The following is a 23781-nucleotide window of genomic DNA, read 5'->3' on the forward strand; positions in this document are numbered from 1 at the left end:
TGCGCACCCCGCTCCGGCGGCGGGCGCCCACCCCGCTCCGACGGCCCCGCGCACCACGGCTCCGGCGCATGCCGCTCCTCCGGCGACGGCGCCCGCGAGGCCCGCGGCTCCCGTCGCGGCGCATCCCACGGCTCCGGCGGCCCACACGGCGACGGCCCAGCCGGCTCCCGCCGCGCATGGCCCGGCTCCGGTCCCCGTGGCGCCTCAGGCGGCCGCGCCCGCCCACACTCCGGCGGCGTCCCCTGCCCCGGCGGCCGCACCCGCTGCGGCGGCCACTCCGGCTCCGGCCGCGACGGGTGGATTCCCCTCGGCCGCGAAGATGGCGGCGGCCGCCGGTAGGAAGCCCCGCATCCTCATCGTCGATGACAGTGAGATGACGGCGCGCATCATCGAAGCGGACCTGGTGAGCAAGGGCTTCGAGGTGCACATCGCCGACTCCGCGGACAAGGCGACGAAGATCATCCTGAAGAAGCAGACGCGTCCGGACCTGGTGCTGCTGGACGTGCGCATGCCCAACGTGAACGGCGAGCAGTTCTGCCGGTTCATCAAGAGCAACAGCCTCTTCAAGGGCATCAAGGTGCTGCTGTGCTCCGGCGAGAACGTCGAGGAGCTGCAGCGCATCTGCCGCGAGGCCGGTGCCGACGGCTACGTGCCGAAGGACGCCGTGCTGGGCCACCTGGTCGCGAAGGAGCTCCAGGAGTAGCCCGCCCTCGCTCCGAAGCACCTTCCGGCGGCGATGCGCGCCAACTGGTCCAACAGTCGGACCAGTTGCTCCCGAGCGCCACCGGAAGCCCTCCCCCCCTGACAGGACCTACTTCAACGAGCCTGTCATCGGGTGCGCGCCGCGTTCTCCCGCTCCTCGAGCCCGCGCGCGAAGTTGCCGATGATCAACCCCGGCCGGGCCGCCTTGAGCCGGCGCAGCAGCGTGCGGATGCCCACGGGCTCTCCGCCCGCGCCCTTGTCGCGCGCCACTTCCAGGTACTGGATGGGATCGATGCACAGCGAGCGCGTCTGCACCTGGTCCACCTTGTACTTCTTCACCAGCCGCTCCAGGGCCTTCACCTCGCCCTCGCGATCGGTGACGCCCGGGAAGAGCAGCAGGTTGAGCGCGAGGTACGCCCCGCGTTCACGCGCCAGGGCAATGGATGCCTCCACGTCCTCCCAGCCGTACTTCACGGGCTTGTAGTAGGCCTCGTAGAGCTCCTTCGACGCCGAGTTGAGCGACACGCGGATGGCGTCCAGCCCCGCATCGAAGAGCGCCTCGAGTCCCTTCGTGAGGCTCGCGTTGGTGTTGATGTTGATGGAGCCGCGCGAGGTGCGCTCGCGCATGTAGCGGATGGCCTCGGCGATGAACTTCCACCGGGTGAGCGGCTCGCCCTCGCAGCCCTGGCCGAAGCTGACCATGGTGCGGCCCGGCGCGTTCTCCAGGTGATACAGGCCGATCCGCCCCATCTCCTCGCCGGTGGGCCCGTCATTCATGCGCTCGTGCGAGGCGGGAGGCCCATCCGCCGGCTGATCCGAGATGCACCCCACGCAGCGCGCGTTGCACATCACCGAGGCGGGGATGGCGCCCTCGTCGCGCACGTAGAAGATGTTCTGCGAGGTGAAGCACCGGTACAGCATCGCGCACGTGGTGAGCTGCTTGAGCACGCGGTTGCCGGGGAAGCGCGCCAGGTGCGCGTCCACGATCTTCTTCAGCTCGGGGGTGGAGTACTTCTCCGGATCCCAGTGCGAGCGCTTGTCGGTGTGGATGGCCCAGGCCACCGGGCCGTCCTCGCCCCAGGCGGCGGCGGTATAGGCCCACTGCGGAAGCACCGGACCGTCCGCTTTCACCTCGCCAGGGAGGAACGTCCGCGTGTAGCCGGGGGGCAACAGCGCGCCCACCGCGTTGGGCACGAAGGTCTTCCCGTTCATCTTGATCTCGCGGACCAGCTCCAGCTCCCCGGTCTCGGGATCGATGCCCACGGGCAGCCGGCCCGGCAGGTGGACGAGCCGGCCAGCGGACGGCAGGGGAATGGGCTTGTCCTGTGGGGGAACGAGCTCTTCCCCACTGCGCAACGTGGCCAGCAGATAGGGGTGCTCCATCACCCGACCCTTCGGGTCCGCGAACAGCAGCTTCGGTGCCAAAGTCATGACCTCGTTAACTATCACTGCCGGGCGGACCTTTCGACGCGTCGCGCATTCACGAACCGTATGGTTCGCCGGAGGGCGCCTTGCCGGACCGCGTCTTGACTCCCCCAGGGCCCCTGCCTAGGGTCCGCCCGCTTTTGCGTCCCTTATTGCGGACATTTCGGAGGCAGCTCAAGTGATTGTCGGAGTCCCCAAGGAGATCAAGACCCGCGAGTACCGTGTCGGCATGGTTCCGGCGGGCGTTCGCGCCCTGACGAGCGCGGGCCACACGGTCCTCGTCGAGACGAACGCCGGCGTCGGCTCCGGCATCCCCGACTCGGAGTACCAGCGCGTTGGCGCGCAGATCGTCCCGAGCGCGGACGAGGTCTGGAAGCGCGCCGAGATGATCGTCAAGGTGAAGGAGCCCATCGCGCCCGAGTACGAGCGCATCCAGAACGGGCAGATCGTCTATACCTACTTCCACCTGTCCGGCGTGGACCCCGAGCTCACGCGCACCCTGGTGAAGAAGAAGGCGTCCGCGGTGGCCTACGAGACCATCCAGCTGGATGACGGCTCGCTGCCGCTGCTCAAGCCGATGTCCGAGGTGGCCGGCAAGATGGCCATCCAGGTCGGCGCCGCGTGCCTGGAGAAGGCGCACGGGGGCAAGGGCATCCTCCTGGGCGGCGTGCCCGGCGTGCGCCGTGGCCGCGTCACCATCATCGGCGGTGGCGTGGTGGGCACCTGCGCGGCCAAGGTCGCCGTGGGCATGGGCGCCGAGGTCACCATCCTCGACGTCAACCTCGAGCGCCTCACCTACCTGGATGACGTGTTCCTCGGCCGCGTGGCCACGCTGGCCTCGGACACCGAGAGCATCGCCAAGAGCGTGCGCGAGGCGGACATCGTCGTCGGCGGCGTGCTCATCCCCGGCGCCGCGGCCCCCAAGCTCGTCTCCGAGGCCCTCGTGGCCGAGATGAGCCCCGGCTCCGTGGTGGTGGACGTGGCGGTGGATCAGGGCGGCTGCATCGAGACGTGCGTGCCCACCACCCACGACAACCCCACCTTCGTGAAGCACGGCGTGGTGCACTACTGCGTGGCCAACATGCCCGGCGCGGTGCCCCAGACCTCCACCTTCGCCCTCACCAACACCACCCGGCCCTACGCCCGGAAGATCGCCGACCTGGGCCTCGTCGAGGCCATCAAGGCCGACAAGGCCCTGGCCCGCGGCCTCAACACCTACAACGGCCAGGTCACCTACGAGGCCGTCGCCAAGGATCTCGGCTACAACTACATGTCCATCTTCGACGCCATCGGCGCGAAGGGCCGCTAGTCAGCCGGTAGTCTCCAGTACTCCACACTGCGACACCCCGGCGGAGGGGTTGCTCCCAAATCAGGGAATAATTCTCCCCGCCGGTTGTCTCCCGCCCGCTGGGGCAGCCGTGCAAACGGCGCCAGCGGGCTTTGTGTTGTTGCCCAGTCTGTTCCCGTGCATACATTGCCGGGTAGGTAACGACTCAATTGCCTGTAATTTCGGGCCTCTGGAAGGCGGGAGCATGCTGGACTTCAGGCAGAACAACCGGACGAAGCAGGAATTCGAGGAACTGGCCCTGGCCCACCTCGATCCGCTATACTCCGCGGCCCTGAGGCTGACGAAGAATGAGCGGGACGCCGAGGACCTGGTGCAGGACACCTGCATGCGGGCCTACCGCTTCTTCGACAAGTTCGAGCGCGGCACCAACATCAAGGCCTGGCTCTTCAAGATCCTCACCAACACCTTCATCAACCGCTACCGGCGCAAGGTGAAGGAGCGCAGTGTGGTGGAAGGTGTGGAGCGCGAGGCCGTGCACGAGCGCTTCGTGAGCCGGGACGCCACGGACTTCGCGGCCAACCCCGAGCAGTACTTCTTCGATCGTCTCCTGTCGGACGACGTGCTGCGCGCCATCGACGCGCTGCCCATCGACTTCCGGCTGGTGGTCATCCTCGCGGACCTGCAGGAGTTCTCCTACAAGGAGATCGCGGAGATCCTCGAGTGTCCCGTGGGCACGGTGATGAGCCGTTTGTTCCGCGGACGCAAGCTGCTGCAGAAGACGCTGCGCGAGTACGCACAGGGCTCTGGCGTGCTGCGTCAGGAGGGGGCCGAGGCGGCCAACGAGGAGGGCACGGCCGCCGCGGGCTCGACAACGAGTCTCGATGATTACCGACGCAGGAAGAAGGTGGGGTAGATCGAGGTTGATGGCCCCGGAAATATTTCTTCACGATATTTCCCACGGGACCCCAACCATCTCCCGCCCTGAGCGCTCATGACCTGCCAGGAACTCGATTCCATCCTGTACCCGTTCCTCGACGGCGAGTTTCAGCCCGAGGAGCGGCTGGAAGTTGAAGCGCATCTCACCGGCTGTGCCGAGTGCGCGCAGCGGGTGAACATGGAGCTCCGGATGCAGCAGTCGCTGCGCCGGGCCGCGCGTCACGCGGTGGAATCCACCCGCGCCCCGGACGCCCTGCGGGCGCGAATCCAACTGGGCATCCGCCAGGAGCAGCGCCGCGACACGCAGATGGGGTGGTTGCGCGCGAGCGCCGCGGCCGTGGTGGTGCTGATGGCTGGCGGCGCGTGGATGGCGCTGCGGCCCGAGCAGCGTCAGCGCTTCGTGGATGACGCCGCACGGCGGCACGCCCGGCAGCTGCCGGTGGAGGTCGCGGGCGGACACGAGCACGTGGAGGCCTGGTTCGACGGCAAGTTGGACCACCGTGTCTCCGTGCCCCGGCTGCCCAACGTGCAGTTGTCCGGCGCGCGCATCTCCAACGTGACGGATCGCCCCGCCGCGTACATCAGCTACGAGCGCAACGCGGACAAGCAGGGAGCTCCGGCCCGGCGCATCGGCTTGTTCGTCTTCGATGACGCCAAGCGCGAGGTGGAGGCCCCTCCCCTGCCCTCCGTACAGGTGGGCTCCAGCCACGGGTACAACGTGGCGGTGTGGCGGGATGAGGAGATCGTCTACGAGCTGGTGAGCGACCTGGACGAATCGGACATCCGCCGCATGGTGGCCGAGCAGGCGGCGGCGAAGAGCCGGCCGTCGCGCCCGGTGTCGCCGGATGTTGCCGCGCGGCCCGTGGCGCTACAGCCCTGAAGCAAGCGTGCGCGCGCGGGCCGCTCGCCTGCCCCGCGAGCTGGACTGCCTGGAAATCCGGCTGGACCGAAGATTGACGGTCCCGGTAGGCACCGATAGCCTCCCGAGCGAGTTTTCCAGCGCCGCCGTTCCTCGTCTCCGACGAGGGACGCGCACGCCCCAACAGGTCCGGCAGCCCTTCCATGTCCAAGAACATCCTGATCGTCGAAAGTGACACCGCCCTCTCCGCGAACCTGCGGCAGGCCCTGGAGGCCCGTGGCTTCGCGGTGCAGGAGACCACTGACGGCAAGGGCAGCGTGGAGCAGATCCGCCGCGATCGGCCCGAGCTGGTGGTGCTCGCGGTGGATCTCTCGGCCGGGCAGAACGGCTATCTGATCTGCGGCAAGCTGAAGAAGGACGATGATCTCAAGGCGATTCCGATCATCATCATCGGCAACCCGGACGGTTTCGCGCAGCACCGCAAGCTGAAGGCGCACGCGGACGACTACGTGGCCAAGCCGGTGAACGCCGACGAGCTGGTGGATCGCGCGGGTGCGCTGATCGGCTTCCCGGAGCTGCCCGCGGGAGAGGTCGTCGATGACGGCCTGAGCCTGGGCGGACTGGATGGGCTCGGCGACGAGCCGGTGCAGGGCGAGGAGCTGGCCATCGAGGGCGAGCCGCTGGAGAGCCACGGCGAGGAGCTGGCGCTGCTGGACAACCCCTTCGGGGACAGCGTGGACGAGCCGCCGGTGACGGGCAGCATCGAGGAGCCGGTGGAGGCTCCGCCGGAGCTGAGCTCGCCCGAGGACGACTTCTCCGGGCTGGATGGCCTGGGGGGTAGCGAGGACGACAACGCGCTCGACTCGCTGGGAATGGACAGCGACAAGACGGTGGTGGGCTTCATGCCGCCGGAGCCTCCGCCAGCACCGGCCCCGAAGCCCGCCCCGGTTCCGGTGGCGCGCCCCACTCCGGCTCCGGTGGCCAGGCCGGCTCCGGCGCCCGTGGCGGCCACGCCAGCGCCCCGCCCCACGCCTCCGGTGGCCACGCCCCGTGGGGCGCTGGCGACGCCCGCGGCTCCGGCCATGTCGGCGGCGGACGCGGCCGAGCTGCGCAACCTGCGCGCCAAGGTGCTCGAGCTGGAAGGCGCGTTGGAGGATGCCCGGAACCAGACCAGCACCGCGGAGACGCGAGTGCAGGAGCTCGAGGCCGAGCTGGAGACGAAGAGCACGGAGCTGGAGACGGCGAAGGCCTCGGTGGGCAAGAACGACTCGGCCACGCTGGCGCTGCGTGAGGCGTCCAACCGGAAGGATCGGGAGATCCTCCGCCTCAAGAGCGAGCTGAACCAGAAGGAGCAGGAGATCGTCGAGCAGCAGGATCGGCTGCTGGCGCTGGAGCAGCAGGCCAACGGGGCCACGGACGAGATCGCGCGGCGGGACGCGGAGCTGAAGACGCTGAAGACGAAGGCGGATCAGCTGATGGCGGAGCGGCGGCGGGTGGAGCAGCAGCTGACGGCGGCGAAGGAGGAGGCGCGAGGGGCCACGGCGCGGGCGACGGCGCTGGAGACCGAGGTGGAGCAGTACCAGGCGCAGGCGGGCGAGGTGGAGGAGCTGAGGGCGCGGGCGGATCAGCTGGACGCGGAGCTGGCGGCGGCGAGGAGCGAGGGCGACAGCTGGCGCGAGGAGCTGGAGGCGGTGAAGGCGCAGGCGGGCCAGGAGGCGGACGAGCTGCGCAAGCGCATCACCGAGATGGAGGAGCAGGTGGCGCGCAACGAGGATCGCGTGGCGAGGCTGTACACGCGCATCAAGTCGGACGAGAAGCTGCGCGAGAAGACGAAGAAGGCGCTGGCGATCGCCACGCAGCTCCTCGAGGAGCAGCCGGCGGTCGAGGACGACGAGGAAGCCGTCGCCTGAAGTCGAGTCGTCGCCGGAGTGAAGTTCGCTCCCCTGGAGTCCCCTGCCCCACCGAGTCACCACCCCTCTCCCCTCGGGAGAGGGACGGGGTGAGGGTATCGAGAGCCCCGGGTTGAGCCCATGGCTGTGGTGAGGACTGTGTAGAGCGCACGCTTATCGCGCTCCCCAGCCCCCAGCGTGTCGCATGGACAGACATCCCGTGCTGAATGCCCGTAAGGCAAGCAAGCAGTTGTCAAGCTCATGAAAAGGCCCGCTGCATGGTTTTTTCGCAGCCTGTCTCTTCTTGATGAGCAGGTGCACTGGAGCGCTTGGGTTCCCGCACCTGAAATCAAGGAGAGTTCCGTTTTGAAGCTGCGTCACTTCGCCGTTGTGTTGCCGTTGGCCGCCACCATCCTGGGGGGCTGCGGCCCGGAGGACATGCAGGACGAACAGAGCACGGGGCCGCAGGGGACGGCCGCCAGCGAGCCCACGCTGGGTACCGCAACGCAGGAGCTGGGCAGCATGGGGGCCCACTCCTGGATCGCGCCCGCGGATGCGACCTCCATGGGCTCGACGGCGGATCGGATCTGCTTCCTGAACCGCATCCGGGGGAATTTCGCGAGCGCGGGCAGCGCCGTGGACGTTTTCGCATCGGGAGGAAGCTGGTACCTCAAGGGTGGCGGCGATACGAGGGCCATTGCCCGGTGCGCGGCCAAGGCCAGCGACACGGTTCTCTCCGCCGAGTACGTCTGGAAAGCGGGGCAGAAGCTGCCCACGAACATGGGCACGACCGCGGGCCGGGTGTGCTACCTGGTGCGCGTCTCCGGAAGCTTCGACAGCGGTGCGGACTGGGCCCGCGTCTATGCGAGCGGAGGCTCGTGGTTCCTGTTCGGTGACTCGGCGAAGGGCGATGGCGGCGCGCAGGCCCGGTGCGTCACGGTGGGCACCTACAGCGGCGAGTACTCCTGGAGCTCGAACCAGAACTACGACACGCACATGGGTGTCACCTCGGGCAGGGTCTGCGCGTTGACGTACATGGCGGGCCGCTTCGACAGCGTGAACGACTACATCGACATCTACTCGTCGTCGGGTTCCTGGTACCTCGGCGGGAATGCCTCGGCTTCCGCCGTTGCCACCAAGGCCCGCTGCTTCTGAGGGCTTCGAGCCATCCGAGGACGGCTATCAAGCAACATCGATAGCCATCCTCCAGGGCGCGTTCCCGCACCACTCAAGGAGTTGAACGCACCCCGGCAGACGGGACCAGCCCCTGAAGGGGCTTGTCCTGGCCGATGGCGATGAACGGCGCCCAGTAGTAGGGATGCGGCTTCTTCTGGCGCAACTCCCTCATGGCCGAGCGAAGGGCAGCGCCACGGCCCTGGCCAGCTAGCAGATGGCCGTAATAGTTTTCCATGAGCTGATGCGTCGTCTTGTCATTGACCTTCCACAAGCTCGTCACCAGCGTCTGCGCCCCAGCCACCATCAGCGCACGGCGCAGTCCATAGACGCCCTGGCCCGGCTTGATGTCACCACGCCCGGTGTCACAGGCCGACAGCACCACCAACTGCGTTCCCCACAAGTCCAGGCCGGCCAGTTCCAGCGCTGTCACCAACGAATCCTCACGACGGAAGCGAGCACTACTCGCGAGCACCAACCCCGAACGCAACAACGGATCGGCCGGGAGGTGTGACGGACTCGCTTCACCAGCGGCGCCAAAGCTGTGCACCGCACGTGTGACATTCGGAGCATTGCCCTCTCCGACGAAGCCGTGAGTGGCGATGTGTAACACCCCTGGTGTCGCCAGCCTCAACAACGCGGCCTTGGTAGCCGCGGGGCCCATCAATACCTGGGCTTGCGGCAACATGCGTTGGATGGCCTCAGCCTCCTGACGAGTGCCAGGCAGAGGCGGCCAGGGCCGATCGACAGCCTCCGAGCGCAGGATGGGGAAGAAACGCTCGATGAAGGCGGAGCGCTCGGTTGTCGAGGGGTCACCCTCATTCTTCGCGGAGCTCGAATCCGGGACCGGGCCGAAGGCCGGATCCGCCAGGACGACGACCGATTGCACGGGGGAGATGCCCTCGAATCGAGGCAATAGATCCTTGCCGGATGTGAGATAGGTGATGTCAATTCCATCCGCCAGGAATTGGCGACCATCGTGGAGAGCGGCGAAGGGAACCAAGGCCAACTGGCCATCTGGCGAGAGGAAGAGCCGCCGTACCTTTCCAATCGATGGCATCAGGGGGCGGAAGACGAGCGCATGGAGTGCGCGGGCCCTGGATTGATAGGAGACGTAACGATGCTCGATTGCCTCATGCAGGCGCTGGACGGCCCGGTCGATGGGCGCAGCAGGACCCAGATCGATGGCTTCGGTGCGGCCGTCCGCGAAAAGCAGGAGGGCGAGATAGCGCGGCTCACTCGGAGTCTCCGTGTGAGAAGAACCTGGCCTGGGAACCAGGGGGCTGTCCTCGTACGAGACGAACTCGACGAGTGCACCATCGCCAGGAAGGGCCTTGGCCACACGCTCGACGAGTACCCCAGGAGGTGGCAATTCGAAGAGAGCGCGAAGCGGTGCCGAGCGCCGGGCAAGGTCGGCTTCGAGGGCATCACCTTGCCGGGTGAGTTCCTGGATGCGCTGTTGGTGATCGCCGGACGAGAGTGAACCGGGACGCGCCAACGACAGCTCAGCGAGTTGGGTGCGCAAGGTCCTCAGGCGCTCATAGGCTTCACGATCAGCCTGGCCAAGCCCCCGATAGATGATACGGGACGTGTGGGCAACTTCCTCGACAGATCGGCCCTTGCGGAGGAGTGCGGCGGAAAGCGCGAGCCGCTGGGCATGAGCATTGTTCGGGTACGCGCGAACGAGCGCGTAGAGGTACTCCTCACCCGAACGAAGATGGTCGAGAACACTCGACAGCCGTGCCTCGGAGAAGCCGAAGGATTCCTGGCGAAGGTGCCCCTCCTGGAGAGCGAAAGCACGCTCCAGGAGCGGTAGGGCCTCGGCCAGGTTTCGTTTGGCCAGGTGAACCCGGGCGAGGTCGTTGAGCGATTGAGCGATGTCAGGGTGATTCTGACTGAGCGTCGCCTCCCGGATCTCGAGGGCGCGTTCGTACAGCGGTTCAGCCCGAGTGTAGTCCCCCAGCCTCATGGAAAGGTTGGCAAGATTCTGGAGCGAGGGCGCGACGTCAGGATGGTTCTTGCCAAGAGACAGTTCCCTGATCTCCAGTGCGCGCTCATACAGTTGCCTGGCGCGTACGTAGTCGTCCTTCCATTTATAGAGAATGGCGAGGTTGTTGAGCGAGGAGGCGACGAGGGGATGATTTTCGCCGAGGGAGGCTCGCCGTATCGCGATCGCACGCTCATACAACGGTTCCGCCTTGTCGGACTTCTCCTGCTCCAGGTAGATGTTGGCGAGGTTGTGGAGCGAGCGTGCGACATCGGGATGGTTCTCGCCAAGAGCCGCTTCCGAGATCGCATGTGCGCGCTCGAACAGGGGCTCAGCTCGCGCGTAATCCCCTTGTCTTACATAAAGGCGGGCAAGACTGGAAAGCGAGTTGGCGATGTCGGGATGGCTCTTGCCCAGAACGGATTCCTGGATCTCGAGCGCGCGAGCATAAAGGGGCTCCGCCCTCGCATAGTGCCCCATGCTCGCGTAGACCTCCGCCAGATCGTTGAGAGCGGCGGCAACATCGGGATGGTTCTTGCCGAGGACTGATTCCCGGATCGCGAGCGCACGTCCATACAACGGCTCGGCCCGCTCGAATCGTCCCAGGCTCATATGAAGGTCGGCCAGGCTGCTCATGGAAGCAGCATTGTCAGGATGGCCCCCGCCCAGAGCAGCTTCCCGAATCGCGAATGCGCGCTGAAGGTATTGCTCAGCGCGCCCATGATCCCCACGCTTCAGATGAATGACACCAAGCAGGTGGAGACAACTGGCCACTTCCAGGTGCGACTCCCCATGAGCCGCTTCTCGCAGCTTCAAGGCTCGCTCGATGAGCGGCATCGCATCCACATACCGCCCCGCCTCCTCGAGCCGCCGCCCCTCGTCAAATGCCTGTTCCGCCTCCACCAGCCCCGCGTCTACCGGCGTGTTCTCCAGCGTCGTACATGCCGCGCAACCCCAAATGATGAGCGCCGCTGAGGCCAGGGCGTGAAACGAGACACGACATGAACGAGTTACACAGGGATTCTGGACCATGGGGAATGACCCGGACCCAACGGGCCTGCCCGCCGGGTCCGCGCGTGGCGAGGAGGTACTTCACTCCGCTTCTTTGAAAACCTGGCTGAGGCTGAGATCTAGCTGGCTCTCGATGATGTTAAAGAGACTCACGAACTCGTCGGAGTTCAGGCCGAGCCACTCCTGGAGACGGCGCTTCGTCCCATCATGGACAGTATCCCGTATGCCCTTGAGCCAGCGTGAGATGGTGGATTGGTGCACGTCAAACTTCTCGCTCATCCTGGTCGTCGAGACACGCTGGATGTAGTGGAGCCAGATCTGATTCCGCTCCTCACTCGACAGCTCGGCGAAGGCCTCATACATGGCCCGGCGGAACTCGCGGCGATAGCGGTGCTTGAGGAGCTCGAGTCCCGCATCACCTCCGGGATCCGGCATGGCCTCGATAGCAGCGATGACGTTCTCTTGAGCAACTGACTCCCAGGCCGGGCCGACCTGTCTGGAGCCCATACGCGTGGCGATGACCAGCATCCAACTCAGAAGCGAACCACTGCCCCTGTACGCGACGAGCTGGGGCCTCGACTCGTTCGTGCCCAACAGGAGATGGATGCGGACCAACTGGCACACATCATCGAGCACCGTGTCAGGCAGTTTGAGGGACCCCAGCAGCGCTGGCAGCTTCGCCATGTAGTGGCGCTCCAGCATGTCGATGGACGCGGGCACGTCATGGACGCAAGCACAAGCGAGATAGAGGTCACTCAGGGAAAATGAAGCAAGCACCCGTGCAAGCGGGAGCCCCTCGCTGGTCTCCGCTACCCGCTGGGCCAGATGGCGCACGAAGGCATTCGCGGGCAAGGCCACTTGCGGCCATGGATCACGGCCCGCCTCCCATGCACAACGAAGCTGCTCCTCGAAATCAATGGCATCCGCCGGAACCCCGACACGCACCGGCACATGCTCGAGAAAGATCCTCGTGAGACTGGGCTTTCCCTCCATCGTCCCCCCGTACCATCAACCTAACCATCGTTATTTCCGCATCATCACAACCTTGCTGAAATGAACTCGGGAAATGTCGTCTTTTCACGGGCTGTGCCCCGCGCCGGTTCCGCCCGTGCTGGAGAATCGACACATTCGAGACTCCTTCCTGGATTTCTCAAGCCAGGAGACAACGAGATGATTGACTCTCAATGTCTGACAGATGAGTTCCTCGCCGAGCTGCTCGACGGACGGCTGGCGCCGGAGCAACTGTCACGCGCTCATCAGCACACCGCGAACTGCCCGCCGTGCCGCAACCTCCTCGTCACGCTCGTCCGGGCGGGCGCGTATCTGGAAACCGGGAGTGGGCCCGAGGACTCAACAGAGTTCCCCTCCTCCGGATGGATGCCTCCCACCGAGTTCGATGAGTTCCGTCTGGAACGTCCCATCGGACGTGGCGCGATGGGGGTCATCTATCTCGCGCATGACCGCTCCCTGGACCGGAGGGTGGCGGTGAAGTTCATCGCCGCATCTCAACCCCATCCCCGGCTTCGCGAGCACTTCCAGCGCGAGGCTCGCGCCATCGCCCGCCTGCAGCATCCCAACGTCGTCACGGTGTTCCGTGTGGGCGAGGCTGGAGGTCGGCCCTATATCGTCTCCGAGTACCTCGATGGCCATAGCCTGGATGAACTGGCCTTGCCTCTGCCCTGGCGGCATGCCCTCCGACTGGGCCTCGGTCTGGCCCGCGGGCTCTCGGCGGCCCATCGACAGGGCGTCCTGCACCGCGACATCAAACCCGCCAACATCCTCCTCACCCACGAGGGCGAGGTGAAGCTGCTCGACTTCGGACTGGCTGAGCTCGTCGGGGCAGCGACTCCCCTGGAATCGGAGGGTGGGCGCACCGTCGCGGGCACGCCGCGCTACATGGCACCCGAGCTCTTCCGTGGAGCACCCACGACACCTCGGAGCGACATCTACTCCCTGGGGCTGGTTCTCTACGAACTCTGCACGGGTCTCCTTCCCCCCCGGCACCCGAACACTCCGCCCGTCCTTCCCCCACTCACCGCGAGCGTGCCGGGCATCGACCTCGACTTCGCATCGCTCATCGAGCGCTGCCTTCGCGTGGAGCCAGAGGAGCGCTTCGCCTCAGCCGAGACACTGTGCACTGCAATCGAGCATCTCCTCGAGCCAGAAGAGCCCGCCACGGGCAATCCCTACCGGGGCCTCGCGCCCTTCGAAGCCGAGCACCGCGCGCTCTTCTTCGGCCGTGACGCCGACATTCGCGCCGTGCTCGAACGCCTTCGCCGCCGGCCGTGTGTCCTCGTCGCGGGTGACTCGGGTGTTGGCAAGTCCTCACTGTGCCGCGCCGGAATCCTGCCTCACGTCGCCCAGGGCGCGCTGGACGAGTACCGCGACTTCACCCTCCTCACGCTGGAACCTGGCCGCCGTCCACTCACGGCCCTTGCCTCCGCGCTCGCGCCCGTGCTCCGTCGGACGGAATCCGAGCTTTTCGCATGGCTCACCGAATCTCCCGGTGAGTTGGGGTCAGCGCTGCGTGCCGTCCACCAGGAAGGGCGCGGCCTGCTCCTCTTCGTCGACCAGCTCGAGGAGCTCGTCACCCTCAGCGAGCCCACCCAGGCAGCACGTTTCGCCAGCATTCTCGGCGAGCTCACCTTGCCAGCGGTGGGCGTGCGCATGCTGCTCGCGGTACGCGGCGACTTCCTCACGCGCCTCGGTGCTCTCCCCGGTCTGGGCGCGGAAGTCGAGCGCGCCCTCTACCTGCTCCGGCCCCTCACCACCCAGGGAATCCGCGAGGCCATCGTCGGCCCCGCTCGCAGCCGTGGAGTGGCATTCGAGTCCGAGGCTCTCCTCCAGATGCTCGTCGAGGCCACGGCACGGAGCGCGGGCAGCCTGCCGTTGCTCCAGTTCACTCTCGCCGAATTGTGGGAGCGCCGGGATCCGGCCCAGGCCCGCATCACCCAGGCCGCGCTCGACGCGATGGGTGGATTGGCCGGAGCACTGTCCCAGCATGCCGATGGTGTGCTCGCACGTCTCCCTCCCACCGCCCAGCAGGCCGCACGCCGCATGCTTGGCCTCCTCATCACGACAGACGGCACCCGCGGTGAGCGGAGCGAGGAGGAGCTCACCACGGCTTCGGACGAGGCACGCGCCGCCCTGCGCACGCTCGTGGAAGGACGCCTCCTTCACGCGCGCTTCACAGGTGGCCAGACGCGATACGAGATCGCCCATGAAGCCCTCATCGCGAGCTGGGGCACGCTGCGACAGTGGCTCGATGAGGACGCCGGCCAGGGTGCTCTCCGGCAGCGCCTCGAGACCGCGAGTGCCGAGTGGGCACGCCTGGAACACTCCCCAGACTTCCTCTGGCGGAAGCGGCAACTCGACGAGGCGCGAGCGCTCGAGCCCACCACCCTGGGAGCACGCGAACAGGACTTCCTCCATGCATCCCGCCGTGCCATCCGCCGCCAGCAAATGCGCCGCTGGGGCGTGGCGCTCCTCCTCGTGCTCGTTGCGGGAGGCATCTATGGCGGGCCGCGGCTGCAGACACACCTGGAGACGCAGCGCTTCGTCAACGCCCGGATGGTCACCGCACGGGACGCATATGAACTGGGGAGGGCGCTGAGCCAGAACGCCAGCAAGAGCCGGGATGAAGCGATCGCGCAGTTCAATGCGACTCTCCTCCCCCTCCCTGGTGCAACACCGATACGTCCGGACCTCCGGTCGCGCGCCGAGACACAATGGGCGCAGGCGCTCAACGAGCTCGAACGGGCCGATGCCGCCTTCGCCCAGGCCGAGGAGGCACTCGAGCACATCCTCGAGCGCGCCCACGACCATGAGGACGCGCGCCTGTTCCTCATCCGTCTGACCCATGAGCGGCTCGAGCTCGCCGAGAACTTTCATCGGACAACCGAGCGGGCCCGGTTCGAGAAGCAATTCAGGCGGTTGGCGGCCAGGGACTCCGAGTGGCTGCAACGGCTCGACGCCCCAGCCGGACTCGAAGTCGAAACCCGGCCGCCGGGCGCGAGCGTCGAGCTCACCCGCTATGTGGATGAAGGGGGACGGCTGCGGCGGGAGAGCGTGCCCGGCCAGGCCGCACCCGCCCAGACACCGATGAACTGGAACGCACTACCGGCCGGTTCCTATCAACTCCGCTTCACGCTCGCGGGGCATGCACCCGTCGAAATGCCCGTGCTGCTCGGGCGGGGCACGACCCAGAAGGTCCATCTGGAACTTCCTTCCACGGTGCCCGAAGGGTACGTCTACATCCCTCCCGGCTGTTCCCTCATGGGCAGCACCAGCCCGGAAGTGATGCGAAAGTTCGAGCTCAGTGCCCCGCTGAACCCGCGTTGCCTCGAGAAGGGCTACCTCATCGGGCGAACCGAGGCCACGCTGGGTGATTGGCTGACCTACCTCGATACCCGGCCTGCCGCGCAACAAATGCGCCTCCTCTCCGCAATGCGGGAAGGCACTGGCAACGCGCTCGGGCTGCGAAGACTGCCCGATGGCACCTGGCGTTTCACCTTCCGCCTTGAGGATGGGAAGGTACTCACGGCTCGGGATGGCGAGCCCATTCGCTACCCCGGCCGGAATCATCACCAGGAACAGAACTGGCGCCGCTTCCCGCTGACGGGCATCTCCGCCCGGGAGCTCGAAGACTACCTCGATTGGCTCGACCGCTCCGGACGACTGCCGGGAGCACGCCTGTGCAATGAATTGGAGTGGACGCGCGCCGCCCGCGGTGCCGATGCCCGCATCCATCCGCACGGCAACGCATTGCAAAAGGATGATGCCAACATCGACGAGACCCACGGAAGGGATGCCATGGGGCCCGACGAGGTGGACGCCCACTCGGGCTCACCAAGCCCCTTTGGACTCCTGGGAATGGCAGGCAACGCTTTCGAGATGACCCGCTCCGTGACGCCAGACATCCCGGACATCGTGCTACGTGGTGGCGCCTGGTATTACGGAGAAGTCGGCACGTTGATTGCCAATCGCCAGGTCTTCACCCTGAAGGCCCGTGACGTCAGGGTTGGCGTCCGGTTATGCGGAGGTCCGATATGAAGAGATTGCTCATGCTCGTCTGTTTTCTGATGGGTGCACCCACACTCGCCGGCGAACCCCAGCGAAAGCAGACAAGTGGACGGACGCGGCCCTGTCAGGGCCAGGGGCCCCAACGCAGTGTGTGGCCCCAGGGCACGCTGCTCTGGGGGACTGGACGCACGGTGCCCGCGGAGGAAAGGAGCAGTGTGCTGGCCTCGGTGGACATGCGCGGGGTGAAACGGAGAGGAACCTCATTGAAGGGCCTGCGTCTCGACAAGGGACGGTTGGTGGCTGGGACACGGGCACCCGAGAAGCTGGTGGGCGCGGTGTTCCAGGGAACCGCCAGCGACGGACAACCCGTGGAGGTGGCCCTGTGCGGCGCCGAGCCCTCGCCCCACGATCCATCGATGGTCTGGTACCGCATCGAGCTCTGGAATGCGCGAAGCGCCACCTGGGAGAACCCGTGCGTCGCCACGGGCCGGGTCCCCTCGCCGCGAGCGCTCGCGGTGCAAGGGATCTGGAACGAGACAGGCGCCCGTCAGGAGATGCCGGGGAAGTTCACCTTCGCGTGTGAGAACGGTGCCATCGCCAAGTGCATCAGCTGGGGCTACGCGCCCTGGGCGACCAAGGACGGACGCTCACTGGCGGATCTGCATCAGGCCTGCACACGCATGGCCCGGGCAGACTACTGCGGCGACGGAAGCAGCCACACCCACGAGGACAGCCCCATCGACATGTACGATGACCTGGCGGTGAGCACCCGGACCACGGAAACCTCGCGAGGCTGGAACCCCGCTCGGGCCTCCTTCGAAGCCGCGTGGACACCCGAGGGCGCCTGGTGCCTGGCTCGCACGCGGGGTGGGCAGGCGGTGGAGACGATCCTGGCGCAGTGTCCCGGCCGGTTCGAGCCGGACGCCAGGGACCTCGGCGACGGAGACCACTGCGCGGTACGCCGCAAGGACGCGGGCACCGCTCCGGCGATGCTCCGCAACCGCTCCTATGGCAAGGGCCCGTGAGCGCCGGCCAGCGCTCCATCCGGGCCCCCGCCCCATGAACGAGCCCTACTTGCCGTCGTCCTTCTTGGGCTCGTTCTTCTTCTCCACCATCTTCTTGGCCACGCCCTGGAGGCCCGACGGAACGTTCTTGTCCCGGCTGAGATCCTTGAGGTCGTTCTCGCGCAGGGTGCTGAGGAACTTCATGCCCACGGCGAGCGGAAGCTTGGGGTTCTTCAACAGCGCCATCTTGATCTTGTAGTTCTTCGTGAACTCGCGGCTGTTGTAGATGATGCGCAGCACCTCCTCGTTGACCGCCTTGTTGGTGGCGCAGTTGAGGACCTCGCCGTCGGTGATGCGAGGGCTGCGGATCACCGCCGTGCAGACGAGCTTGTTGGTGTCGCGGATGAGGAAGCTGCGCGCCTCCTTGTTGCCCAGCGTCGCCAGCTTGATCTTCTGGGCGATGCTCATCTTCATGATGCGCTGGGTGAGGCTGAGCTTCTTGGCCTCGGGAATGGCGGCCGTGGGATCCTCCCCCTCCTTCGCCTCGGCCGCCGGACCCGCGGCGGCGGTCTTGGGCGTGGCGTCCTCGAGTTCCTGGAGGATCTCCTCGGCGGTGGGACCGGGCTCGGGCGGCGCGGCGGAGGGTCCGAAGACGCGGACGCGGGCCGCCTGCATCTGGGGCACATCCGCCACGGCCATGCCGCTGCGCACCGCGAAGTCGCACACGTTGTCGATCAGCGACTGGGTCGCATTCGGGTTGGCGCACAGGCCACGGATGAGGTTCTCGGAGCGCAACACGCGCAACTGGTTCTGTCCGATGATCTCCGCGATCTTCGCGCTGCAGGTGCGCGCCACCTCGGCCACGGCGTCATCCGGCGTGGAGGGGTTGAGCACGAGCATTTCCGCCAGGGCGTCCTTGCCGGACAGCAGCGAGAGGAACCAGCCCAGCACGGGGGCCGCGACACCCTCGTCGCGCAGGCCCGCGGAGAAACGATCCGGGAGGGCCGCGGCCGACTTCGCGGCGGTCTCCCGCACAGCCGCGTCCGCATCGAACGTGAGCATGAAGAGGGCGCCGAGCATGTCCGAGGGCGCCAACGGCACCATGGCCTTGGCGGCCATCATCCGCAGGGGCACGGGCGCGGCCGGATCCACGTGCTTGCGCATGTTGGGCGGGAGGAACTCGGCGGTGATGGGACAACCCGCCGGGGCCACGGGGATCTGCTGGGGAGGGGTGCTCATGAGGCGTGATTCCTTCCGTAGATGATGCGGAGACCCTCGAGCGTGAGGAACTCGTCGACTTCGTGAATGTGTGAGGACGCACTGGCCACCAGGGGCGCCAGGCCTCCCGTGGCCACCACCCGCGTGTCGAAGCCGAGCTCCGACTGGATGCGGGCGCAGATGCCATCCACCATGCCCACGTAGCCGTAGAAGAGGCCGGACTGGATGGAGTGCACCGTGTTGCGGCCCACCACGTGCGGGGGCCGGGCGAGCTCGACGCGCGGCAGCTTCGAGGCGTTCTGGAAGAGCGCCTCCATGGAGATGTTGATGCCGGGGCAGATGGCTCCGCCGAGGTACTCGCCCCGGGGCGTCACCGCGTCCAGCGTGGTGGCCGTGCCGAAGTCCACGACGATGAGGCCCTGGTGGTGCTTGTCGTAGGCGGCCACCGCGTTGACGATCCGGTCCGCGCCCACCTCGCGCGGGTTGTCGTAGAGGATGGGCATGCCCGTCTTCACCCCGGGCCCGACGAACATGGGGCGCGTCTTGAAGTAGCGCTCGCTCATCCGCTCCAGGTTGAACTGCAGCGGCGGCACCACGCTGGACACCGCCACCGCGCGCACCCTGTCCGGCGCTATCCCGCTCGACTCGAAGAGCTGACGCAGCAGGATGCCGTACTCATCCGACGTGCGGCGGGCACTCGTCTCCAGACGCCAATGGTCCAGGAGACGCTTGCCTTCGTACACCCCGAGCACCGTGTTGGTGTTGCCGACGTCGATGGCGAGAAGCATGGCTCGCCGCGCAGTCTAGCGGGGCCGCAGTTGCTCCACATCCCCGGCGAGCACCCTTTCCAGCGTGCCCCCCGCCGTCCGCACCAACAGTGCACCCGACGTGTCGATGTCTTCAGCCACACCGCGCAATTCCGACCCGCCGGTACGCACCAGCACCTCCTGGCGCAGCGTGGCGGACAGTTCCTTCCAGCGCTGGCGCACCGGGCCGAAGCCCACCTCGAGGTGCAGATCCAACCACTCCTCCAGGCGGCCCCAGAGGGAAGCGGTGAAGAGCGCGCGGTTGACGCGCCGGCCCAGCGCCTGGGAGAGCGAGGTGGCGGTGGGGGCCACCTCGGGCGGGAAGTGCTCGGGGCCCGCGTTGAGGTTCACGCCGATGCCGAGCACCACGAAGTGCACCCGCTCCGGCTCCGCGGACAGCTCGGTGAGGATGCCCGCCACCTTGCGGCCGCCAATCTGGACGTCGTTGGGCCACTTGATGAGGGCCTCGGCGTCGGTCTCGCGCAGCGCCTCGGCGAGCGCCACCGCGGCCACCAGGGTGAGCTCGGGAGCGCGCTGCGGCGGCAGCTCCGGCCGGAGGATGGCGGAGAAGTACAGGTTCAACCCGTGGGGCGACGCCCAGGCGCGGCCCCGGCGGCCCTTGCCCGCCGTCTGCTGCTCGGTGATGACCACCTCGCCGTGCTCGGCCCCGTCCGCGGCCAGCCGGAAGGCGGCCTCGTTGGTGGACGGCAGCGAGTCATGGAAGTGGATGCTCTGGCCCAGATCATGGGTGGACAGCAGCGGCGCCAGCTCCAGCGGCGAGAGCCGATCCGGCACGTCCACCAGCCGGTAGCCCCGCGCGGGCACGGCGTCGATGCGGTAGCCCTTCTCGCGCAGTGACTGCACGTGCTTCCACACCGCGGTACGGGACAGGCCCAGCTTGGCGGAGAGCGCCTCGCCCGAGAGGAACTCATCCCGCCCGTCCACGAGGAAGCCGAGGATGATCTCCTGCTGCGTCTGCTCGGCGTTCTCGGTGACACCCATGCGGCGAACCTCCCTGGGAAAAGGGCCCCCAGGGTAGGGATCGGCGGCCCCGCTTTCAACAGGCCCCGCCGGTGGGTGGACCTTCGCTCGGATGCCCGCCTGCCCTCCTAACGACTGGCGAGCAACACTCCCGGACCTTCCTCGATGCGGATGACCTGGGTAGGTGCACGTGTGCTGCGCAGCGAGTCGATCCACTTCACCGCGGCCACCACCTCCGCCTCGCGGGTGTCATGGGTGAAGACGACGATGGTGGCGTGGGTGTCCTCGGGACGGGGCGGGCGCTGGAGCACCGAGTTGATGCTCACCCCCTTCTCGCCCAGCACGCTGGCGATGCGCCCCAGCACGCCGGGCTCGTCGCTGACGGAGAAGCGCAGGTAGACGGGCCCGCGGCGCTCACCGGAGGGCAGCAGGGGCACATCGTGGACATGGGGCGGGCACGGCAGCGGCAGCCGCCCGGAGACGCCGGCCAGGAGGTTGCGGCAGGTGTCGATGATGTCGGACACCACCGCGCTGCCCGTGGGCAGATCTCCAGCGCCCCGGCCCGAGTAGAGCGAGGCGCCCAGCGCCGCGGACTGGAGCAGCACCGCGTTGAAGGCGCTGCTCACGTCCGCCAGGGGGCTGGCCGCGGGGATGAAGGCCGGGTGCACGCGCACGTCCAGGCCCTCGGGGGCCCGGCGCGCCGTGGCGAGCAGCTTGAGCACATACCCCGCCTCGCGCCCGTAGGAGATGTCCGTGGGGGTGAGGCTCGTAATCCCCTCCACGAGGATGGACTCGGGGGACACGCGCGCGGAGAAGGCCAGCGAGGCCAGCAGGCACAGCTTCTGCGCCGCGTCCATGCCGCTCACGTCCAGCGTGGGATCCGCCTCCGCGTAGCCGAGCTCCTGCGCGCGCCGGAGCGCGTCCGCGTAGCTGGCCCCCTCGTTGGCCATGGCCGAGAGGATGAAGTTGGTGGTGCCGTTGACGATGCCGGTGAGCGACTCCACCCGGTCCGAGGCGAGCGCCTCGCGCAGCGTGCGGATGATGGGAATGCCACCGCAGACGGCGCCCTCGAAGTGGACGTCCACCCCGCTCGCCAGCGCCTTGGAGTAGAGCGCCTCCCCGTGCGCCGACAGCAGCGCCTTGTTCGCCGTCACCACATGGCGGCCCGAGGCAATGGCCTGCTCGAGGTACTCACGCGAGGGGCTCAGCCCGCCCATCACCTCCACCACGACGGAGACCTCCTTGTCGTCGAGGATGGTCTTGATGTCATGGGTGATGATCGACGCGGGCACGTCCTCCGGCCGCGCCTTGCCCGCGTTGCGCACCAGCACGTGGCGCACTCGCACCCGTGCGCCCAGACGGCGCTCGATGTCCTTCGCGTGGTTGGCGAGGATCCGGTACGTCCCCAGTCCCACGTTGCCCAGTCCCAGCAGGGCGATGCCGATCTCCTTCATGTGATTCCCTCCCCTGCGTGTGTTCAGCGTCCCGATTCCTGGAGCTTGAAGGATGCCAGCTCCAACCACGTCTGCGGCAGGCGCTCGCCGTTGCTCTTCTCGGCGGACACCTCGATGCGCACCAGGCCCACGCCCTCGGCGAAGGTGAGCGCGTTCACCAGGGTCGTCTGCGCATCCACGCGGTTGCGAGCCTCCACCCGCACACAATTCTGGAAGGAGCCCGCGGGCGCCTCGCAGGGCACCCCGGCCTGGAGGATCTGGTAGCGCTCGGTGGAGGACACGGACACCACGTTGGTCCACTGGTTGCCCTCGGTGAGCGGACCGCGCAGCAGGTAGCGCTTGCGGTCGCGCACCCCGAAGCCGTCCACGGAGAGCTGCCCGCCCTGGTTGTCGTGGAAGTACCCGTCCTCTTCCTTGAGCACCTGCACGTCCACCGTCCGGTCCGCGCGGCCGTTGACCCGGTATGTCCAGCGGTTGCCCACGGCCAGCGGGTAGTACGCGGCCAGGGAATCAGCGGGACGGGTCTCCTGCTCGAGCACCTGCTGCCGGCTCGAGGAGCATGCGCCAGCACCCACCACCAGCAGCGAGGCCCCGAGACCCCACCGTACGACAGACGAAAGCTTCATAGGTGTCAGTGTTCCGCGCGGTCCTTGCCGCGCGCCTCCGGTGCAGAGAGCTTGCGTGATGCCAGGAGTGTATCCAGTGCCCGCTGGGCCGCGGCCTGTACATCCGGCTGGTCGTGCCCCTGGGCCACCGTGAAGAGGTACGCCTCGGCCTCGGGTCCGCCGATCTCCCCGATGGCGAAGACCACCTCCTGCACGAAGCGGACCTCCCGGTCCTTCACCAGATCGATGAGCGCGGGCACGGCCTCCCGCGACTTCATCTCCGACAGCGCGCCGATGGCCTGGCGCACCATCTGGGGATCGTCCTCCCCGAGTTGGCGGATGAGCAGCGGCGCCGCCGCGGGGTGGCGCCGTTCGGCGAGCACGCGCAGCGCGAACTCGCGGACGCGGTCATCCTGGGACTTCAAATCCTGAACCAGTGCCGCGTCCGGGCGCTCCACCGCCGCCAATTGGAGCACGGCCGCCTGCGTCACATGGGTGAGCGCGCGGCGCAGGGCCTCGCGCAGGGCCTCGCGCCGGGTCTCGGCGTCCTTGCGCTCCACGCGCACCTCGCCCAGCCCCACCACCTGGTAGCGCTGATCGCTCTCCTCGCCCTGGCGCTCCATCGAGAGGGTGACCCCCACCTCGGCGAAGGAGTACGCGCTGCCGTCCTTGAGCGCCTCACGGGTGAAGGGCAGCTCGAGCGTCAGGGACCAGGCGTTCTGGGCGCGCGGGTCCTTCCCGCCCTTGTCGCCCGCTTCGAGGAGTTCGAAGCGGCGGCTGTCGCGCAGGGTACGGGCGAGGAGCTCCTGGACGTCCGGCGAGGCCCAACCGATCAGGCCGTTGTCGACCAACGTGGCGCCCTGGATGGAGATGCGCGCGACCGGAAAGCTCGGCTCCCGGGAACGGCAGGCGCCGAGCATCACCGCCATCAAGACAATGAGCAGGCCGGGCTTCATACCGGCCTACCCTAACGCAGTCCCGCGCTCCTCTCACGCAGGAGCGCGAGAACCTCAGGCGTTTCCACCTTCCGGCGAGCCGCTCCCCGAGGAAGCAGGCCCGCTGGAGGGCTCGGGCTCCGAGGGCGCACGGGCTCCCTCGGCGGCGGACGCGGCCTTCTCGGCGGCCACCCGGGCGTACTCCTCCGCGGCGGTGCGCTGGGCCTCGGCCGTGGCGGCGCTCTCCACACTCGGGAAGGGCGACTGCCACTCGGCGGCCGTCCTCGTGGCCTCACCCGGAGCCGCGAGGCCCTCGGCCCCCTCGGCGGGAGCGGCGGTGGCGCCCTCGGCGGGCGCGGCGGCGGCCTCGGTGGACGCCCCCCCCTCGGCGGACGTCACCCCGGCGGTGGCACCCTCGTCGGGCGTGGCACCGGCGGCAGCGGCACCCTCGGCGGGCGTGGCACCGGCGGCGGCACCCTCGGCACC

The 23781-nt window shown here is 67.7% G+C and carries 17 protein-coding genes and 1 pseudogene; 8 read left to right on the forward strand and 10 right to left on the reverse strand.

Annotated features, from left to right (window positions below; all coding sequences use genetic code 11):
* On the forward strand, positions 1–703 hold a 703-nt coding region (locus Q664_RS16195), incomplete at its 5' end, for a response regulator (protein WP_235216720.1).
* 125 nt (positions 704–828) lie between these two features.
* On the opposite strand, the gene Q664_RS16200 is transcribed toward Q664_RS16195, so the two are convergent.
* The gene (locus Q664_RS16200; RefSeq protein ID WP_043395556.1) at positions 829–2133 is read right to left on the reverse strand and encodes a radical SAM family protein; all 1305 of its coding nucleotides are present in this window, start codon (positions 2131–2133) and stop codon (positions 829–831) included.
* Positions 2134–2305: 172 nt separating this feature from the next.
* Here Q664_RS16200 and ald point away from each other — a divergent pair, with 172 nt between their 5' ends.
* The 5 genes from ald to Q664_RS16225 all read left to right on the forward strand — a co-directional run bounded on the left by ald (position 2306) and on the right by Q664_RS16225 (position 8254).
* The gene (gene ald, locus Q664_RS16205) at positions 2306–3436 is read left to right on the forward strand and encodes an alanine dehydrogenase (RefSeq protein WP_043395560.1); all 1131 of its coding nucleotides are present in this window, start codon (positions 2306–2308) and stop codon (positions 3434–3436) included.
* A 223-nt stretch (positions 3437–3659) separates the two neighbouring features.
* Entirely contained in the window at positions 3660–4328 is a 669-nt protein-coding gene (locus Q664_RS16210; protein ID WP_043395563.1) for a sigma-70 family RNA polymerase sigma factor, read from the forward strand.
* 78 nt (positions 4329–4406) lie between these two features.
* Positions 4407–5231 carry an anti-sigma factor family protein gene (locus Q664_RS16215; RefSeq protein ID WP_043395566.1) on the forward strand — a complete coding sequence of 275 codons (825 nt, stop codon included), beginning with the start codon at positions 4407–4409 and terminating at the stop codon, positions 5229–5231.
* A 182-nt stretch (positions 5232–5413) separates the two neighbouring features.
* On the forward strand, positions 5414–7120 hold the full coding sequence (locus Q664_RS16220) for a response regulator (RefSeq protein ID WP_043395569.1): 1707 nt from the start codon (positions 5414–5416) through the stop codon (positions 7118–7120).
* A gap of 345 nt (positions 7121–7465) precedes the next feature.
* A complete protein-coding gene (locus Q664_RS16225; RefSeq protein ID WP_043395572.1) occupies positions 7466–8254 on the forward strand; it encodes a hypothetical protein in 789 nt (262 codons plus the stop codon).
* A 73-nt stretch (positions 8255–8327) separates the two neighbouring features.
* Here the strand turns inward: Q664_RS16225 and Q664_RS54865 are convergent, their stop codons facing one another.
* Both Q664_RS54865 and Q664_RS16235 read right to left on the reverse strand, forming a co-directional pair.
* Complete coding sequence (locus Q664_RS54865; RefSeq protein WP_084609945.1) at positions 8328–11291, reverse strand: CHAT domain-containing protein; 2964 nt, start codon at positions 11289–11291, stop codon at positions 8328–8330.
* A 60-nt stretch (positions 11292–11351) separates the two neighbouring features.
* Positions 11352–12263 (reverse strand): hypothetical protein, encoded by a 912-nt coding sequence (locus tag Q664_RS16235; RefSeq protein WP_043395574.1) that lies wholly within the window; start codon positions 12261–12263, stop codon positions 11352–11354.
* 177 nt (positions 12264–12440) lie between these two features.
* Between Q664_RS16235 and Q664_RS16240 the strand changes: the two genes are divergently transcribed.
* Together Q664_RS16240 and Q664_RS16245 are read left to right on the forward strand one after the other, a co-directional pair.
* Complete coding sequence (locus Q664_RS16240; RefSeq protein WP_043395576.1) at positions 12441–16322, forward strand: bifunctional serine/threonine-protein kinase/formylglycine-generating enzyme family protein; 3882 nt, start codon at positions 12441–12443, stop codon at positions 16320–16322.
* A 233-nt stretch (positions 16323–16555) separates the two neighbouring features.
* Positions 16556–17317: an ADYC domain-containing protein gene (locus Q664_RS16245; RefSeq protein WP_235216721.1), complete on the forward strand. Its 762-nt coding sequence runs from the start codon at positions 16556–16558 to the stop codon at positions 17315–17317.
* Positions 17318–17362: 45 nt separating this feature from the next.
* Here Q664_RS16245 and Q664_RS16250 read toward each other — a convergent pair whose 3' ends face one another.
* The 7 genes and pseudogenes from Q664_RS16250 to Q664_RS59080 form a co-directional block, all read right to left on the reverse strand.
* Complete coding sequence (locus Q664_RS16250) at positions 17363–18535, reverse strand: hypothetical protein (protein WP_043395582.1); 1173 nt, start codon at positions 18533–18535, stop codon at positions 17363–17365.
* On the reverse strand, positions 18532–19302 hold the full coding sequence (locus Q664_RS16255) for a type III pantothenate kinase (protein WP_043395584.1): 771 nt from the start codon (positions 19300–19302) through the stop codon (positions 18532–18534). The genes Q664_RS16250 and Q664_RS16255 overlap by 4 nt, the downstream gene beginning before the upstream one ends.
* Positions 19303–19317: 15 nt before the next feature.
* Positions 19318–20322 (reverse strand): biotin--[acetyl-CoA-carboxylase] ligase, encoded by a 1005-nt coding sequence (locus Q664_RS16260; RefSeq protein WP_043395586.1) that lies wholly within the window; start codon positions 20320–20322, stop codon positions 19318–19320.
* Positions 20323–20429: 107 nt separating this feature from the next.
* Positions 20430–21755 (reverse strand): homoserine dehydrogenase, encoded by a 1326-nt coding sequence (locus Q664_RS16265; protein ID WP_043395590.1) that lies wholly within the window; start codon positions 21753–21755, stop codon positions 20430–20432.
* 23 nt (positions 21756–21778) lie between these two features.
* On the reverse strand, positions 21779–22381 hold the full coding sequence (locus tag Q664_RS16270) for a hypothetical protein (protein ID WP_043395594.1): 603 nt from the start codon (positions 22379–22381) through the stop codon (positions 21779–21781).
* A 5-nt stretch (positions 22382–22386) separates the two neighbouring features.
* Positions 22387–23316 (reverse strand): HEAT repeat domain-containing protein, encoded by a 930-nt coding sequence (locus Q664_RS16275; protein WP_043395596.1) that lies wholly within the window; start codon positions 23314–23316, stop codon positions 22387–22389.
* 54 nt (positions 23317–23370) lie between these two features.
* Positions 23371–23781: pseudogene (locus Q664_RS59080) on the reverse strand (hypothetical protein); the annotation flags it as partial.

Source organism: Archangium violaceum Cb vi76 (assembly GCF_000733295.1).
Classification (GTDB): Bacteria; Myxococcota; Myxococcia; order Myxococcales; family Myxococcaceae; genus Archangium; species Archangium violaceum.